This is a genomic window from Amycolatopsis sp. NPDC051071, assembly GCF_040682875.1.
In the GTDB taxonomy this organism is placed as follows: Bacteria; Actinomycetota; Actinomycetes; order Mycobacteriales; family Pseudonocardiaceae; genus Amycolatopsis.
Map to the genome: position 1 here is coordinate 1 of NZ_JBFBBY010000101.1, position 13,754 is coordinate 13,754.

General features: G+C 68.1%; 15 protein-coding genes and 1 tRNA gene. 8 read left to right on the top strand and 8 right to left on the bottom strand.

From position 1 onward, the window contains the following. Nucleotides 1–319: 319 nt before the first annotated feature. From AB0M65_RS27490 to AB0M65_RS27500, 3 genes are all read right to left on the bottom strand, one after another. Nucleotides 320–393, bottom strand: a tRNA-Pro gene (locus AB0M65_RS27490). Nucleotides 394–421: 28 nt separating this feature from the next. Continuing rightward, nucleotides 422–1,402 carry a metallophosphoesterase gene (locus AB0M65_RS27495; RefSeq protein WP_364033438.1) on the bottom strand — a complete coding sequence of 327 codons (981 nt, stop codon included), beginning with the start codon at nucleotides 1,400–1,402 and terminating at the stop codon, nucleotides 422–424. Between the two features lie 230 nt (nucleotides 1,403–1,632). Further along, nucleotides 1,633–3,801 (bottom strand): transglycosylase domain-containing protein, encoded by a 2,169-nt coding sequence (locus AB0M65_RS27500; protein WP_364033441.1) that lies wholly within the window; start codon nucleotides 3,799–3,801, stop codon nucleotides 1,633–1,635. Nucleotides 3,802–4,151: 350 nt separating this feature from the next. On the opposite strand from AB0M65_RS27500, the gene AB0M65_RS27505 reads away from it, so the two are divergent. Beyond that, nucleotides 4,152–4,469 (top strand): WhiB family transcriptional regulator, encoded by a 318-nt coding sequence (locus tag AB0M65_RS27505; protein WP_364033444.1) that lies wholly within the window; start codon nucleotides 4,152–4,154, stop codon nucleotides 4,467–4,469. A gap of 63 nt (nucleotides 4,470–4,532) precedes the next feature. On the opposite strand, the gene AB0M65_RS27510 is transcribed toward AB0M65_RS27505, so the two are convergent. From AB0M65_RS27510 to AB0M65_RS27525, 4 genes are all read right to left on the bottom strand, one after another. After that, nucleotides 4,533–5,663 (bottom strand): ArsA family ATPase, encoded by a 1,131-nt coding sequence (locus AB0M65_RS27510; RefSeq protein WP_364033447.1) that lies wholly within the window; start codon nucleotides 5,661–5,663, stop codon nucleotides 4,533–4,535. Further along, nucleotides 5,663–6,667, bottom strand: a complete 1,005-nt coding sequence (locus AB0M65_RS27515; RefSeq protein WP_364033450.1) for an ArsA-related P-loop ATPase — start codon at nucleotides 6,665–6,667, stop codon at nucleotides 5,663–5,665. Before AB0M65_RS27515 ends, AB0M65_RS27510 begins: the two co-directional genes overlap by 1 nt. A 22-nt stretch (nucleotides 6,668–6,689) precedes the next feature. Next, the gene (locus AB0M65_RS27520; RefSeq protein WP_364033453.1) at nucleotides 6,690–6,938 is read right to left on the bottom strand and encodes a hypothetical protein; all 249 of its coding nucleotides are present in this window, start codon (nucleotides 6,936–6,938) and stop codon (nucleotides 6,690–6,692) included. Between the two features lie 248 nt (nucleotides 6,939–7,186). Further along, nucleotides 7,187–8,131: a lipase gene (locus AB0M65_RS27525; protein ID WP_364033456.1), complete on the bottom strand. Its 945-nt coding sequence runs from the start codon at nucleotides 8,129–8,131 to the stop codon at nucleotides 7,187–7,189. 129 nt (nucleotides 8,132–8,260) lie between these two features. Between AB0M65_RS27525 and AB0M65_RS27530 the strand changes: the two genes are divergently transcribed. The 7 genes from AB0M65_RS27530 to AB0M65_RS27560 all read left to right on the top strand — a co-directional run bounded on the left by AB0M65_RS27530 (nucleotide 8,261) and on the right by AB0M65_RS27560 (nucleotide 12,635). Next, nucleotides 8,261–8,422 carry a hypothetical protein gene (locus tag AB0M65_RS27530; protein WP_364033459.1) on the top strand — a complete coding sequence of 54 codons (162 nt, stop codon included), beginning with the start codon at nucleotides 8,261–8,263 and terminating at the stop codon, nucleotides 8,420–8,422. Nucleotides 8,423–8,434: 12 nt separating this feature from the next. Further along, the gene (locus AB0M65_RS27535; RefSeq protein WP_364033462.1) at nucleotides 8,435–8,890 is read left to right on the top strand and encodes a RidA family protein; all 456 of its coding nucleotides are present in this window, start codon (nucleotides 8,435–8,437) and stop codon (nucleotides 8,888–8,890) included. Further along, on the top strand, nucleotides 8,890–9,519 hold the full coding sequence (locus AB0M65_RS27540; RefSeq protein ID WP_364033465.1) for a hypothetical protein: 630 nt from the start codon (nucleotides 8,890–8,892) through the stop codon (nucleotides 9,517–9,519). Before AB0M65_RS27535 ends, AB0M65_RS27540 begins: the two co-directional genes overlap by 1 nt. A 38-nt stretch (nucleotides 9,520–9,557) precedes the next feature. After that, on the top strand, nucleotides 9,558–10,724 hold the full coding sequence (locus AB0M65_RS27545; RefSeq protein ID WP_364033468.1) for a hypothetical protein: 1,167 nt from the start codon (nucleotides 9,558–9,560) through the stop codon (nucleotides 10,722–10,724). 86 nt (nucleotides 10,725–10,810) lie between these two features. Next, complete coding sequence (locus tag AB0M65_RS27550) at nucleotides 10,811–11,623, top strand: NUDIX hydrolase (RefSeq protein ID WP_364033471.1); 813 nt, start codon at nucleotides 10,811–10,813, stop codon at nucleotides 11,621–11,623. Beyond that, nucleotides 11,620–12,390, top strand: a complete 771-nt coding sequence (locus AB0M65_RS27555; RefSeq protein ID WP_364033474.1) for an MBL fold metallo-hydrolase — start codon at nucleotides 11,620–11,622, stop codon at nucleotides 12,388–12,390. Before AB0M65_RS27550 ends, AB0M65_RS27555 begins: the two co-directional genes overlap by 4 nt. Next, nucleotides 12,387–12,635, top strand: coding sequence for a glutaredoxin domain-containing protein (locus AB0M65_RS27560; RefSeq protein ID WP_364033477.1), 249 nt, complete (start codon nucleotides 12,387–12,389; stop codon nucleotides 12,633–12,635). Before AB0M65_RS27555 ends, AB0M65_RS27560 begins: the two co-directional genes overlap by 4 nt. A gap of 47 nt (nucleotides 12,636–12,682) precedes the next feature. Here the strand turns inward: AB0M65_RS27560 and dnaN are convergent, their stop codons facing one another. After that, nucleotides 12,683–13,753, bottom strand: coding sequence for a DNA polymerase III subunit beta (gene dnaN, locus AB0M65_RS27565; protein WP_364033480.1), 1,071 nt, complete (start codon nucleotides 13,751–13,753; stop codon nucleotides 12,683–12,685). Between the last annotated feature and the right edge of the window lies 1 nt (nucleotide 13,754).

The window sequence follows — 13,754 nt, forward strand, 5'->3', positions numbered from 1 at the left end:
CGACGCCGACCTTTCGGCGAAGTCGATCCAGAACGCCAAGACCGACCGCGAGTACGCCGCGAAGACGGCGGGTTCCACCCTGCCGTCCGGGCGCCTTCAGGACATGCGCGTTTAGTCCTCTACTTGCGTCGTGGGGCGGAAGGGGACACGACGCGGGCAGGAGGCCCTTCGGCATCGCGGCCCGGGCCAAAGCGCAACGCAACACAGCGCGAAGTAACGCGCGCCCGCAACGCGAAAAAGCCCCACAACGCGAAAAAGCCCCACAACGCGAAAGAGCCCTGCTCGCGTGTTCTGCGAACAAGGCTCTTTCGATCTTGCGTCGGGGTGGCGGGATTCGAACCCACGACCTCCTCGACCCGAACGAGGCACGCTACCAAGCTGCGCCACACCCCGGATACTTCTTAGCGGGTCGTGGAGAAGTTTAGCGGACGGTGTTTCGGGCTTTGCGGGGGGCTGCTTTCCGGTGATTGGCGCTGGTCGTACCCCTCGGGACCAGCGTCAGCAGGCTCGCCTCCGGCGGGCACGCGAAGCGCGCCGGAGCGTAGGGCGAGGTGCCAAGTCCGGCGGAGACGTGGAGCCACATCTGGGCGCCCCAGCGGGACGCGCCGCGGGCGCGGGTGCGGTCGAGTTCGCAGTTGGTGACGACGGCGCCGTAGCCGGGGATGCGGAGTTGCCCGCCGTGTGTGTGCCCGGCGAGGACGAGGTCGTAGCCGTCGCCGGCGAACTCGTCGAGGACGCGGGGTTCCGGGGAGTGCGTGACACCGATGCGGACGGCGGCGCCGGTGTCGGCGGGGCCCGCGATGTCGGCGTAGCGGTCCCGGCGCAGGTGGGCGTCGTCGACGCCCGCGGTGAAGACGTACTGGTCGGCGACCTCGATGGTGCGGCGGACGTGCGTCAGGTCGTTCCAGCCGTGTTCGACGAAGGCCGCGCGGAGGTCCCGCCATGGCAGGTGCTCGCCGTGGATCCGCTTCTTCTTGCCCTTGGGCATGAGGTAGCGCGCGGGGTTCTTCGGCTTCGGCGCGTAGTAGTCGTTGCTGCCGAAGATGAACACGCCGGGCCGATTGAGCAGGGGGCCGAGTGCGCGCAGGACGGACGGGACGGCCCGCTGATGTGACAGGTTGTCACCGGTGTTGACCACCAGGTCCGGTTCGAGCTCGTCGAGGGCGGCTACCCAGCGTTGCTTGCTCACATGACCGGGAAGCATGTGCAGGTCCGAGACGTGGAGGATCGTGAAGGGCTTCGCCCCTGCCGCGAGGACCGGGAGCTCCGCGGTGCGAAGCGTCCACCGGCGCCTTTCGATGCCGACCGCGTAACCGAGGGTCGCGGCTCCCAGGGCGACGGTTCCCACGGCCAAACGCCGTACCGTTGCTCCCGAAGTGCTGGTGTTACTGAGCGTGCTCACAATGTCCAGTTTACGTGCTCATCCCGGGTGATCGTCCGCCCCCATTCCGGCGATGGCGAAAAATCGCTGGAATGGCCTCTTTTCTTCACTTTCCGTGGTCGGCGCGGGATTCGGTGATCACGGGACATGATTCCGTCGACCGCTGTTCCCCGTTAGGCCGCCGTGTACTCACTTAAAGTTAAACAGAGTGACTTACGGTAATTTGCGCTGGTGGACCTGACCACTGAAGGTCAGCGTCCGCCACCCAGGTACTTCGGGTCCGCCGGCGGCAGCGGCAGTGCTTCCTGGCCTTCGAGGATCTTCGACATCGCCCCGAACCAGGTCTGCGCCGGCGTCTTGCCGCCGAACATGTTTTCGCAACCGCGAGTGGTCACGTTACCGGGGCCGAGGTAGCAGAGACCACCACTGCCACCCTTCGGGCGGAACACCATCGCGGCACCCGAGAGCTGCGGAGTAGCCCCGAGGAACGCCGCCGAACCGTTGTTCTGCGTGGTCCCGGTCTTGCCGATCATCGGCCGGGTCCAGTTGGCGCCGCGCGCGGCGCCGTTCGCCGTGCCGCCGGGCAGATCGTCCTTGCTCATGCCGACGGCCAGTGTGTTGGCGAGGCCTTCGGGCACCACCTGTTCGCAGGCGGCTTCCTTGACGGGGACCGGCTTTCCGTCCCGGTCGGTGACACCGGACAGCGGCGTCGGCGGGCACCAGACGCCGCCACTCATGATGGTGGCACCGACGTTCGCCAGTTCGAGTCCGCTCAGCGGGCTCACGCCGAGCGTGAACGCACCGGTTCCCGGCCAGCCGGGCCGGGGGCCGTACGCCTGGAGCTGGCTGGTGTTGACGCCGCTGTTGTCGGAGCTCGGGTCGACGGCGCCACCGCCGAGGTTGCTGGCCATGGTGTCGCGCATGCCGAGCTTCCGCGCCATTTCCACGACCGGCCCGGTGTTCCCGATTTTCTCTTCGAGGATCACGAACGCGGTGTTCGGCGAGGTCTGCAATGCCTGCTGCATCGGCATGCTTCCGCCTGCGGCGTTGTAGTCACCCGCGTTGCCGAGGCAATACCAGCGCGAGCGCAGCGGCGGCCCGGTCGGGGCGCATTTCTGGCCACCACCGGCGAAGACGTTGGACGTGTAGAAGTCCGGCACCGGAAGGGGACTGTTGATTCCGGCCGCGCCGGTTTCCAGTGCCGCGGCGGCGGTGAAGACCTTGTACGACGAGCCCGCGCCGGCGGTGTTGTAGACGCCCGAAGGCAAGGCGTAGGTCGTCTGGCCCTGTGACTCGTCCAGGCCGTAATCACGGTTTGCCGCCAGCGCCACCACTTCGTGCCGGTTCTTCCCCGGTTTCACCAGCGAAAGCGTGTTCGCGACGTTGTCCTGCGTCTTTTTGACCTGGGCCTCGGCCGACATCTTGGCTTCGTGGTTCGCCCGTTCGTCCAAAGTGGTCTTGACGACGTAGCCGCCGGTGTAGAGGTCGTCCTTCGTCATACCGGACTTGAGGAGATAGTCCTCTACGTACTGACAGAAGAAACCGTTTTCCGTACCGGCGCCGGTGCAGTTCGACGCGGGCTTCTGCGGGCCGCCTTCGGTGACGCCCAGCGGCTCGGCCTTGAAGCGTTCCGCGTCCGCCTTCGCGAGCTTCTGGTTGTCGACCATGCGGTCCAGCACCAGATTGCGGCGTTCGGTCGCCTTCGCCGGGCTCTTCCACGGGTCGTTGACGATCGGGTTGTTCACCAGACCGGCCAGCAGCGCCGCCTGCGGCACCGTCAGCTTGTCGACGGGGGTGTTGAAGTACGCCTGCGCGGCGGCGCCGACACCGAAGATCTCGCGCGAGAACTCGACGACGTTGAGGTAGCCGGTCAGGATCTGCATCTTGTTCAGCTTGGTTTCCAGCTGGATCGCGATGCGGGCTTCCTTCAGCTTCCGGGCGACCGACTGCTCCTGTGCGCGCTTCTGGCCCGGCTTGTCGTCCCGGTAGACGACGTTGATCAGGTAGTTCTTGACGTACTGCTGGGTCAGCGTCGACGCGCCCTGCGTGTCACCGCCGGTGGTGTTGCTGACCGCGGCCCGCAGCGTGCCCTTCCAGTCCACCCCGTTGTGCTCGTAGAAGCGCTTGTCCTCGACCGAGATCAGCGCCCACTTCATGGCGTCGTTGATCTGGGTCTCGTTGGTGGGGACGCGGAACTGCTTGTACAGCGTCGCGATCTGCTTGCCGGTGTTGTCCGTGATGGTCGTCACCAGTGGCGGCGGAATGTCCGCAAGGTCCGAAGACGTCTTGTCGACGGTCTCGCTCGCCTGGTTCGAGATCACCCCCGCGGCGCCCGCCACCGGGAACAACATCCCCGCGACCAGCACCCCCGCGAGCACACACAGGCCAATGAGCTTCAGCAGACCGTCCGTTTTGCGCACGCGGACCAGGGTACGCGGATCCCGTTAGCCCACCGTGACGTCACCTCGCTGTGGGTGCGAATCCGATTACAAAACCGACCCCATGAGGTGACGTCTGGTAATGGGAGGCATTCTAGGGCTTGGCGGAGGGAACCGAGGGCCCTTACAGTCCGTCAACGTCTCACGTATGAAAAAGCCGACAGACGGGTGAGTGCGAGCGGCAGTCGCATTCGTCCGAACGGAGGCACCGGCGCCGGGGAGGTGCCGGGATCAACCGACGTGAGCACAAGGGAGACACGCTCATGGGGGCAGGAGCGCATGCTTTTCGTCCCCCCGTGGTGTGTCGAACACCAGGGTAGGGAGCTGGGGGTATGGAAACCAACCAGTCGAGCTGGCGAGTCAATGCGTCGTGCCGCGACACCGATCCGGACGGTTTGTTCGTCCGGGGGGCGGAACAGAACCGGGCCAAGGCGGTCTGCCTCGGTTGCCCGGTCAGGACGGAATGCCTCGCCGAAGCGCTCGATGGCCGGATCAACTTCGGCATCTGGGGAGGTATGACCGAACGGGAACGGCGGGCGCTGCTGCGACGGCGGCCGGACGTGACCAGCTGGGCGGACCTGCTTGAAGCGGCGAAGCGCAGATTTACTGGGGTAGACGAAGAGGAAGACGTACGCGTCCGAGTCTCGTGATCAGGAATCCGTGAAGGACCCCTTCCCTGAGTCCAAGGCAGGGAAGGAGTCCTTCACGGACTTTCAGGACTGGGTACCCAGCTTGGTTCCGATGTCGCGCAGGCCTTTGAGATCGTGCACGTCGCTGGGGAGCGCGGGCACCCGCACCAGCGGGACCTCGGGATGAGCCCGCGTGAACCTGGCGAGCAGCCGCGTCTCTCGTTCGGCCAGCGCGACCCGGTCCGCGTGCAGGCGGAGGACGGCTTCGGCCAGCGGTGCGCCGGTCTCGCCCTTCGCCAGTTGCTCGGCGGCCGCGATGGCTTCCGCACCGGACAACGGGGCGAGCACCGGATGCGTCCGGTTCGCGACCAGCCCGGCCAGCGGCATGCTCTCCTCCGAAAGCCGCTCCACGAAGTAGGACGCCTCGCGCAGCGCGTCCGGCTCCGGCGCGGCGACCACGAGGAACGACGTCCCGCCGGACCGCAGCAGCTCGGAGGTTTTGCGTGCGCGTTCGCGGAAACCGCCGAACATGCTGTCGAAGGCCTGCATGAACGCCGACGCGTCGGTCAGCAACTGGCCGCCGATGATCGTCGAGACGGCCTTCGCGAACATCGAGAACCCGGCGTTGACGACCTTGCGCAAGCCCCAGCCGCCTGCCTTCGCGGGCCCGGTGAGCAGCCGGATCATCCGGCCGTCGAGTGCGCTCGAAAGCCGTGTCGGCGCGTCGAGGAAGTCCAGTGCGGACCGGCTTGGCGGAGTGTCGACGATGATCAGATCCCACTCGTCGGTGGCCGCGAGCTGCCCCAGCTTCTCCATCGCCATGTACTCCTGCGTACCGGAGAACGACGTGGAAATGGTCTGGTAGAAGGGGTTCTGCAGCAGCTGCTCGGCGCGTTCCGGACCGGCGTGCACACGCACCATGTCGTCGAAGGTACGGCGCATGTCGAGCATCATCGCCCAGAGTTCGCCCTGGGGCTCGAAGCCCTCGACCTGCACTTGCTTCGGGTGGTTGCCCAGTTCGCGCAGGCCGAGCGCCTGTGCCAGCCGCCGCGCCGGGTCGATGGTGAGCACCACCGTCTGCCGTCCGCGTTCGGCCGCGCGCAGGGCCAGCGCCGCCGCGGTGGTCGTCTTGCCGACCCCGCCGGAGCCGCAGCAGACGATGATCCGGTTCTCCGGATCGTCGATGAGTTTGTCGATCTCCAAGAGGTCCGACATCAGCGCACTCCCTGCTCGGTCAGCGCTTCGGCGAGGTCGTAGAGCGCGGCGACGTCGACGCCGTCGGTGAGGTCGGGCAGTTCCAGACCCGGCAGGTCCGCTTCGGACAGCTGCTCGCGGGCGCGTTGTTCGGCCGCGACCCGGACGGCGTGCTCGACGGTCTCTTCGACCAGCGCGTCGAGGGTGCCCTCAGGCAGGTTCAGCCCGGCCGACGCGAGCCCGGCGCGGACACGCGAGGCGTCGACGCGGCCATCGGCGGCGGCGGTCACGGAACGCGCGGGCAGCCGCGGCGGGCGGACCCGGTTGACCAGCACGGCGCCGGGACGCAAATCCGCGCCGTCGAGTTCGGCGACCGCCTCGACGGTCTCCCGCACCGGCATCTCTTCGAGCAGCGTCACCAGGTGGATGGCGGTCTCGCCGGAGTGAAGCAGCCGGACGACGCCGTCGGCCTGGCCGCGGATCGGGCCCGTTTTGGCGAGGTCGGTGAGGGCCTTGGTGACGTCGAGGAACTTCACCACCCGGCCGGTCGGCGGCGAGTCGACGACGACGGCGTCATAGGTGTGGCGCCCGTCGGATTCGGTCCGGCCGACGCATTCCTTGATCTTCCCGGTGAGCAGGACGTCACGCAGGCCCGGCGCGAGCGTGGTCGCGAACTCGATCGCGCCCATCCGCCGCAGCGTCCGCCCGGCGAAGCCGAGGTTGTAGAACATCTCGAAGTACTCGAGGAGTGCCGCTTCGACGTCGATGTGCAGTGCGCGCAGCTCGCCACCACCGGGAACGGCCGCGATGCGCTGCTCGGCGTAGGGCAGCGGCTCGGTGTCGAAGAGCTGGGCGATGCCCTGGCGTCCTTCGACCTCGATCAGCAGCACACGGCGCCCGCCCTTGGCGAGTGCGAGGCCAAGGGAGGCGGCGAGCGTGGTCTTGCCCGTCCCGCCCTTGCCGCTGACGAAATGCAGCCTGGCTCTCGCGAGTTCGTCGGTCCAGCCGGCAGGGTGAGTGCTCACCGGTCCCACCCTAATTGAGTGGTCAGCTCGCCAGCAGCATGACGCCGAGCGCGGCCGCGACCAGTCCCACGACGCACCAGGTCAAAGCTCCGGGCAGCACCGTGAGCATCACCACACCGAGCAGCAGGAGCACCACGAGGGCCACCGCGCCGGTGACCGCGACCGTCCCCGAGCTGTCCGTACGGTCCCTGGCCTTCGCCATCAAGACCAGCACCAGCGGCAGCCCGGCGAGCGCCAGCACCGATGTCGCGACGATGCGCCAGGTCTCCACGGGCCCACCGTAGCGCCCGCCACCCCACGTGATCGGCGTGCTTGAACCCCGATCACGCGTGCTTGAAGGCGGATCATGCGTGCTTGAAGGCGTAACTCGCGTGCTTGAACACCGATCATGCGTGCTTGAAGGCGGAACTCTGAGTTACGCCTTCAAGCACGCGAGTTCCGCCTTCAAGCACGCGAGTTGCGGCTTCAGGCACGCGAGTTGCGGGTTTGGGCACGGGTGATCGGGGTGGGAGGGGGCCGTCAGCTTCCGATGGGGGTCGCGGGCACGCACGGGACGGGCTTCGCGTGCGCAGGGTCGAGTGCGTTGAGGACGTGCCCGGCGGCGTTGCGGTCGGCGGCGACGCCGCCGTGCTCGGCCAGGTCCAGTGAGCAGCGGTCCTGCAGGACGATGTTCTTCACGTTCGAGCCCTTGCCGAGTCCGCTCGTATAGGGGACGACGGCCTCGTCGTAGCGGGTCAGGATGTTCGTGTACGTCACGTCCGGCTGGAAGATGCCGTTGCCGCCACGCAGGTTCGTGAGGAACTCCGAGCCACGCAGGAACTGGCGGCACGAACCGCAAAGCGGATCGAGGATGCCGTTGAATCCGGGAGCCAGCCCCAGCGCGCCCGCGAGCGCGTACAGATGCGAAGCGCCGAACAGCGTCGTGCCGTCCCAGAGCGGGGTCAGGCTGACGTACTTGTCCACTTTGGACGAGCCGCCGAGGAACTTCACGTAATAAGAAGGCATCAGCGTGCCCTCGGAATGACCGAGGATGTCCACCTTGGACGCTCCGGTCGCGCCGAGCACCTTGTCGACGAACGCCGACAGTTCCTTCGCGCTCTGTTCCATCGGCAGGAGTCCGGCGGGCTGGTAGACCGGCAGCGGCTTCCCGGGGACGCCGTAGGTCAGGGAAAAGACGCAGTACCCGTTGTTCTTGAGCAGCGGGCTGAACGTCTGCCAGTTCACCGTCTGGTTGGCGCTGAGGCCGTGGGCGAGTACGACCGGATTCGGATGGGCCGCGCTCGGACGGCAGCCGAAGTCGTTCGCGCCCGGTGGAGGCCCACCCGGGGTCGCCGCCTGCGCGGGCAGGGCCGCGGCGAGTGTCCACGGGACGGGAAGTTTCTCGGCGGCGTTCGCCGGTGGGGTGCAGAGCAAGGCAAGGACCGCGGCCAGGCAGGCGGCGGCAAGGGACTTCGTTGTCCGCATGTCAACGTCCTATCTACTCACGAGTAGGTGTGAAGTGAACCACATCGACGGGAAATCGGCGAACCGCTCGCGAGAGGGTTTTCCGCATGTGTGTCGGGCGCCCTTGCCGGTTTGGCTACGCTCCCCGACATGAGCACCACCAAGTGGGAGTACGCGACCGTCCCCCTGTTGATCCACGCGACGAAGCAGATCCTCGACCAGTGGGGCGAGGACGGCTGGGAGCTCGTCACCGTGCTCCCGAACCCGACCGGCGAGCAGCACGTCGCCTACCTCAAACGAGCCAAGAACTGAGGGATTGAAGCCATGACCTGGAGCGATCGGCTCGCCGAGCTCGGTATCGAACTGCCCGGCGTCGCCGCCCCGCTGGCCGCCTACGTGCCTGCCATCCGCACCGGTTCGTACGTCTACACGGCCGGGCAGCTGCCCTTCGTCGAGGGCGAGCTGCCGGCGACCGGCAAGGTCGGCGCCGAGGTCAGCCCCGAAGAGGCGAAGCAGTACGCGCGGACGTCGATCCTCAACGCGCTCGCGGCGGTCGACTCGGTCGTCGGGATCGACAACGTCGTGCGCGTGGTCAAGGTCGTCGGATTCGTGGCGTCCGCGGAGGGCTTCACCGGCCAGCCCGCGGTGATCAACGGGGCGTCCGACCTGCTCGGCGAGGTCTTCGGCGAGGCGGGCATCCACGCGCGCTCGGCCGTCGGGGTCTCCGAGCTGCCGATCGGGTCGCCGGTCGAGATCGAACTGATCGTGGAGGTGAAGTGATGGATCCCGACATCGAGAAGTCCTCACACGAACTGCTGCTCCGGCTCGCCGGACGGCTGCCGGACCAGCTCCTGTGGCGGTTCCGCGACTGGCTCGGCGAGGGCGCGATGGGGACACTCGCGCGGACCTTGCCCAGGTCTTTGCTTAAGCACAGGATCGACCTGGACCAAACCGAGTATCGCCTGCTAGTCGCCGGGCTCATTCCTCACGGGGCCGACTGGCATCAGGTGAGTTCCACCCTGGGGGTAGACGACGTCACCGAGACCAGGTACACATTCACGCAGAGTGCGCCCGAATGGGTGAACTCCGTCGACTCTGTGTCCGTATTGATCCACGCGACGTTGCGTGGACGGCCGGATGTGGGTGAAGTGCGGCAAAGCTGGCGACACCTTGGTGTGGTCGGCGAGGGTGGGGCGAAACGAGTCCTGCTGGTCACGGCGCTCGACGGGCTGCCGCGGCTGACGGGCGAATTGCAGCGCGTCCTGCGCGTGCTCGGTGACGAGGAGCCCGGCGTCGAGGTTCTCCCGCCGAGCATCAACCTCACCGGCTATCACCGCATCGCGCTCACCAACTCCGAGCTGGTCTGTGTGGGCGCGGTGGACACCGGAAGTCGGCTGGTCGCCGCTTAACGCTCGCTCCACCAGGCGAGCCGGGAGGGAGCAGAGCAATGGTGGAGGTCCACGACGGCCCGCCCATGGACGGGTTCTCGGTGCCCCTGCGCCTGCATAACCTGTTACTGGCCTTGGCCGGTCGAATCGACGACAGTGCTTTGACCGAAGCGCGTGAGCTGATCGCGCGTGCGCATATCGATGAAGCGGTGGAGCTCACCACCGGCACCCTGATCGCGGGGAAGATCCCGGTGAGCTCGGCCGAGCAGCGTGAACTGGCGCTCGTACTGGAGATGAGCCGGTCCGACGCCACCCTGGCGAACGACCTGCTCGTCGTCGAAGAGGACGAGCCGGTGCTCACCCACCGGTTCACCGGCGAGAACCAGCCCGAATTCGGCCTCGCCGAGGCGCTCGACCGCACCCTGCAGGTGCTGCCGGACGTCCGTTCGGTGCACGCGGTCTGGCGGAACACGCCTGCCGGAAGCGTGCCCGGCTCGCTGCCGCAACGAGTGGTCCTGGTCGAGATCGGCCCCGAGGGCAACCCGCCCGCGGTGGCCTTCCGCGTCGACACGGCCCTGCGCCGGGCGGGGATCCGCTCGGTCGTCGAGGTCGCGGGCCCCGGCGTCGCCCGGTCCGCCTACCACCAGGCCGCTTCGTCGGCCGCGAGTCCTGTCTGGGTCACCGGGAGTACCCATTCCAGTGACTTTCGGTCCGAGCCGGTGATCCCGGCGCCTGCCCCGGCTTCCGAGCCGGCCAAGGAGCAGCCGAGCAGGCATGGGTTACGGCCGGTGGGCAGCGGCCCCGAGCCGATCGCACCGGTGGTGCCGATCGTGCAGCAGGCGCCGTCACCGGCACCCGCACCGCCGGTGTCACCGGTGTCGTCGTTGTCTTCCGTGTCGTCTTCGGAGCAGGCGCCGCCGCGTAAATCGCGGGCGGAGACCCGCGCCGAGCGCACGGCCGACCTGACCCCGGCCGAGGTGGCGCAGCTGCGTCAGGCGCTCAAGGAGGACCCCGAAAAGGGCCGCGAGATCGTCTCGGGGAAGCCGAGCATGCACGAGGTCGTCGAGCTGCCGGCTCTCGACCTCGACGACCCGAGCCTGAGCGAGCGCGATCGTGCGCTCCTTCGCGAGCTGCACGCCGAGCTCGCCGAACGGGAACGTGCCGAAGCGGCGAAGATCCGGCTTAACGGAGCTTCGCGCAGCAGCGGCTCCAGCTGGTCTTCGTAAGCCCTACGCGATTCGTCCTCTGGTTGCGGTGGTTGCACACGCAACTACCGCGACCAGAGGACGAATCGCGATGTTAGGTTGCTGGTGTGGCTGAAGAACTGACATTCGACATCCCGGTGGGGGCCGGGGTGGGTACCCGCGCCAACGCCGGCGGCGCACCGGTGACGCCCAAGGACGCGGCGACCGTGATCCTCCTCCGCGACACTTCCGACGGAGTCGAGGTCTTCCTGCAGCACCGGGTGAAGGGTATGCCGTTCGCGGGCGGGATGACCGTCTTCCCCGGTGGCGGCGTGGACTCGCGTGACGTCGACGCCTCGGTGAGCTGGGCCGGTCCGGAACCCGCCTGGTGGGCGGAACGCTTCGGCTACGAGGAATCGCTGGCCCGCGCGCTGGTGTGCGCGGCCGTGCGGGAGACGTTCGAAGAGTCGGGTGTGCTGCTCGCGAGCATCGGTGACGACGTCCTCACCGATACGGCGCCGTACCAGGACGCCCGCGAAAAGCTGGTCTCCCGCGAACTCTCGCTCGCCGCGTTCCTCGAAGCGAACGGCCTGACGCTGCGTGCGGATCTCCTGCGCCCGTGGGCGAACTGGGTCACCCCGCCCGAGGAACCGCGCCGCTACGACACCTGCTTCTTCGTCGCCGTGCTGCCCGAGGGGCAGCAGGCGGACAGCGCCACGTCCGAGGCGGTCAGCTCCGGCTGGCAGCGGCCGGAGGACGCCATCGCCGACGCCAAGGAAGGGCGCCGCATGCTCATGCCACCGACCTGGATCACGCTCGCGGAGCTGGGCGAGTTCGATTCGGCCGCCACGGCGCGGGGCGTCGAACGTGAGATCGTGAAGATCATGCCGACGCTGGTGCGCGACGGCGACAAGGTCCGCGTCGTGCTGGACCCGGCGTGAGCGCCCCCGCGTACGGCGTGCTGCGCCAGGTCACGCCGACGGCTTCGGTGCTGCTGGAGCACAATCCGTCGTCGATGACGTTGGAGGGCACCAACTCCTGGGTGCTGCGTGGATCCGGCGCCACCGGTTCGGTGGTCGTCGACCCCGGTCACGAGGACATCGAGCACCTCACGCTGCTGGCCGGAACCGGCGCCGTCGAGCTGATCATCCTGACCCATCACCACCCCGACCACGCCGAGGGCGCACCTTGGTTCGCCGAACGCGTCGGTGCTCCGGTGCGGGCCTTCGACGAGTCGCTGTGCATCGGCGGGAAGTCCTTTGTGGACGGCGAGGTGATCGCCGCGGGCGGTCTGGAGATCGCCGTGCTGCACACACCCGGGCATACCGGGGACTCCGTTTCGTTGCGGGTGGACGAGCAGATCCTCACCGGTGACACCATCCTCGGCCGCGGCACGACCGTGCTGCACGACCTCGGCGACTACCTGCGCTCCCTGCGGAAACTCATCGAGCTGCCAGCCGGGACCGTCGGCCTGCCGGGACACGGTCCCGAACTACCCGACCTGGCCGCGACCGCGCGTGAATATCTGACGCACCGGGAAGAACGGCTCGACCAGGTGCGTTCCGCGGTGAAGACACTCGGCGCGGACGCCACCCCGCGTCAGGTGGTCGAGGTCGTCTACGCCGACGTCGACAAGGCTTTGTGGGCGCCCGCCGAGTGGAGTGTGCGGGCGCAGTTGGACTACCTGAGGTCGGAGGACGGCGAATGAGTGACGTAGAGGTCGAGTTCTACTGGCGCCCCGGATGCGGGTTCTGCGCCGCGCTGGAGCGGCCGCTCTCGAAGAGCGGCTTCAAGGTGAAGGCGGTCAACATCTGGGAAGACCCGGACGCGGCCGCGCGTGTGCGTTCCGTGGCGAACGGGAACGAGGTCGTGCCGACGGTGTTCGTCGGCTCGAAGGCGATGGTGAACCCTTCGTTCGCGGAGGTCGAGGCCGCCGTGAAGGCCGCTTCCTGACCGGTTGATCGTGAGTCAGGGGCCGGTTTCGGGAGGCGTGCCGATGGTCAGCGCGGCAGCATCGGCATCACGTAGTAGGTCAGCTCCACATCGCCCGGCTCCACCGCGCGGATGACGCAGGCCCGCTGCCCCGGCTGAATGTCGAGCCGCACCCGTTCCCCGGCGAACCCCTGTAACGCGTCCAGGAGATACCGCGCCTGGAACGACGGCGACGTCCGGCCGCCGGAAACGTCGGCCTTCAGCGTTTCCTCGGCCTCGCCGGTGTCCTGCTTCGAACTGGCCAGCCGCAGATACGCGTCGCCGACCTCCAGCGTCAGCACCCGGCGATCGTCGGCGTAGACGCCCACCCGGCGCACGGCGGCGGCCAGCGCGTCGGCGTGGACCTCGACCGTTGTGTCCACAGTGGACGAATCGATCAGCTTCTCCGACAGGAACCCCGCGTCGAGCACGGCGGTGGTGACGGAGACACCGGCCCAGCTCAGCCCGAAGCGAGTGCGGTCGCCGTGCAGGCCGACGGTGCCGCGTGCTTGTTTCGCGGTCTCGGCCAGCAGGCCCGCCGGGACCAGCGCGTCGATCGGCTCGCCGTCGGAGCGCAGCGGAACGGTGGCCACGGCCATCCGGTAGCGGTCCGACGCGGTCAGCCGCAGCTCACGGCTGAAGCTCTGCACGCGGACACCGGTGAACATCGGCAGCGCGTCGTCCTTCGCCGCCGTGCCCGCGACGGTGCGCAACGCCGTCACCAGTGCGGCACCGTCCACTTCGGACACTTTAGGCGGCATCTCCGGCAACCCGGGATGCAGTTCGCGGCTCAGCAGCGGCAACGCGTACCGCCCGCCTTCGACGCGTACGGCCAGCCGCGAGCCCTCGACGACCAAGCGCACCAGATCGTCGTCGAGCATGCGCAGGGTCTCCGCCAGCGGCCCGGCCGGGACCAGGACCTCACCGTCGGTGTGTACGACGGCGTCGCTGCTCAGGCGGACGGCCCGCTCGCTGTCGTTGCCGCCGACGGTCAGCCCATCCCGCCCGGCACGCAGGAGCAGGCCGGAACGGGACGAGAGCAGCTTCGCGGCGGCGGAAACGGCGGACGAGAGGGAGCGGGTGGCGGCAGTCAGGTCCATG

Bases quoted from the DNA above. Each gene is read 5' to 3' on its own strand.
- AB0M65_RS27505 (WP_364033444.1), top strand. From the start codon at position 4,152: ATGGAAACCAACCAGTCGAGCTGGCGAGTCAATGCGTCGTGCCGCGAC.
- AB0M65_RS27510 (WP_364033447.1), bottom strand. From the start codon at position 5,663: ATGTCGGACCTCTTGGAGATCGACAAACTCATCGACGATCCGGAGAAC.
- AB0M65_RS27525 (WP_364033456.1), bottom strand. From the start codon at position 8,131: ATGCGGACAACGAAGTCCCTTGCCGCCGCCTGCCTGGCCGCGGTCCTT.
- AB0M65_RS27530 (WP_364033459.1), top strand. From the start codon at position 8,261: ATGAGCACCACCAAGTGGGAGTACGCGACCGTCCCCCTGTTGATCCAC.
- AB0M65_RS27535 (WP_364033462.1), top strand. From the start codon at position 8,435: ATGACCTGGAGCGATCGGCTCGCCGAGCTCGGTATCGAACTGCCCGGC.
- AB0M65_RS27540 (WP_364033465.1), top strand. From the start codon at position 8,890: ATGGATCCCGACATCGAGAAGTCCTCACACGAACTGCTGCTCCGGCTC.
- AB0M65_RS27545 (WP_364033468.1), top strand. From the start codon at position 9,558: ATGGTGGAGGTCCACGACGGCCCGCCCATGGACGGGTTCTCGGTGCCC.
- AB0M65_RS27560 (WP_364033477.1), top strand. From the start codon at position 12,387: ATGAGTGACGTAGAGGTCGAGTTCTACTGGCGCCCCGGATGCGGGTTC.
- dnaN (WP_364033480.1), bottom strand. From the start codon at position 13,753: ATGGACCTGACTGCCGCCACCCGCTCCCTCTCGTCCGCCGTTTCCGCC.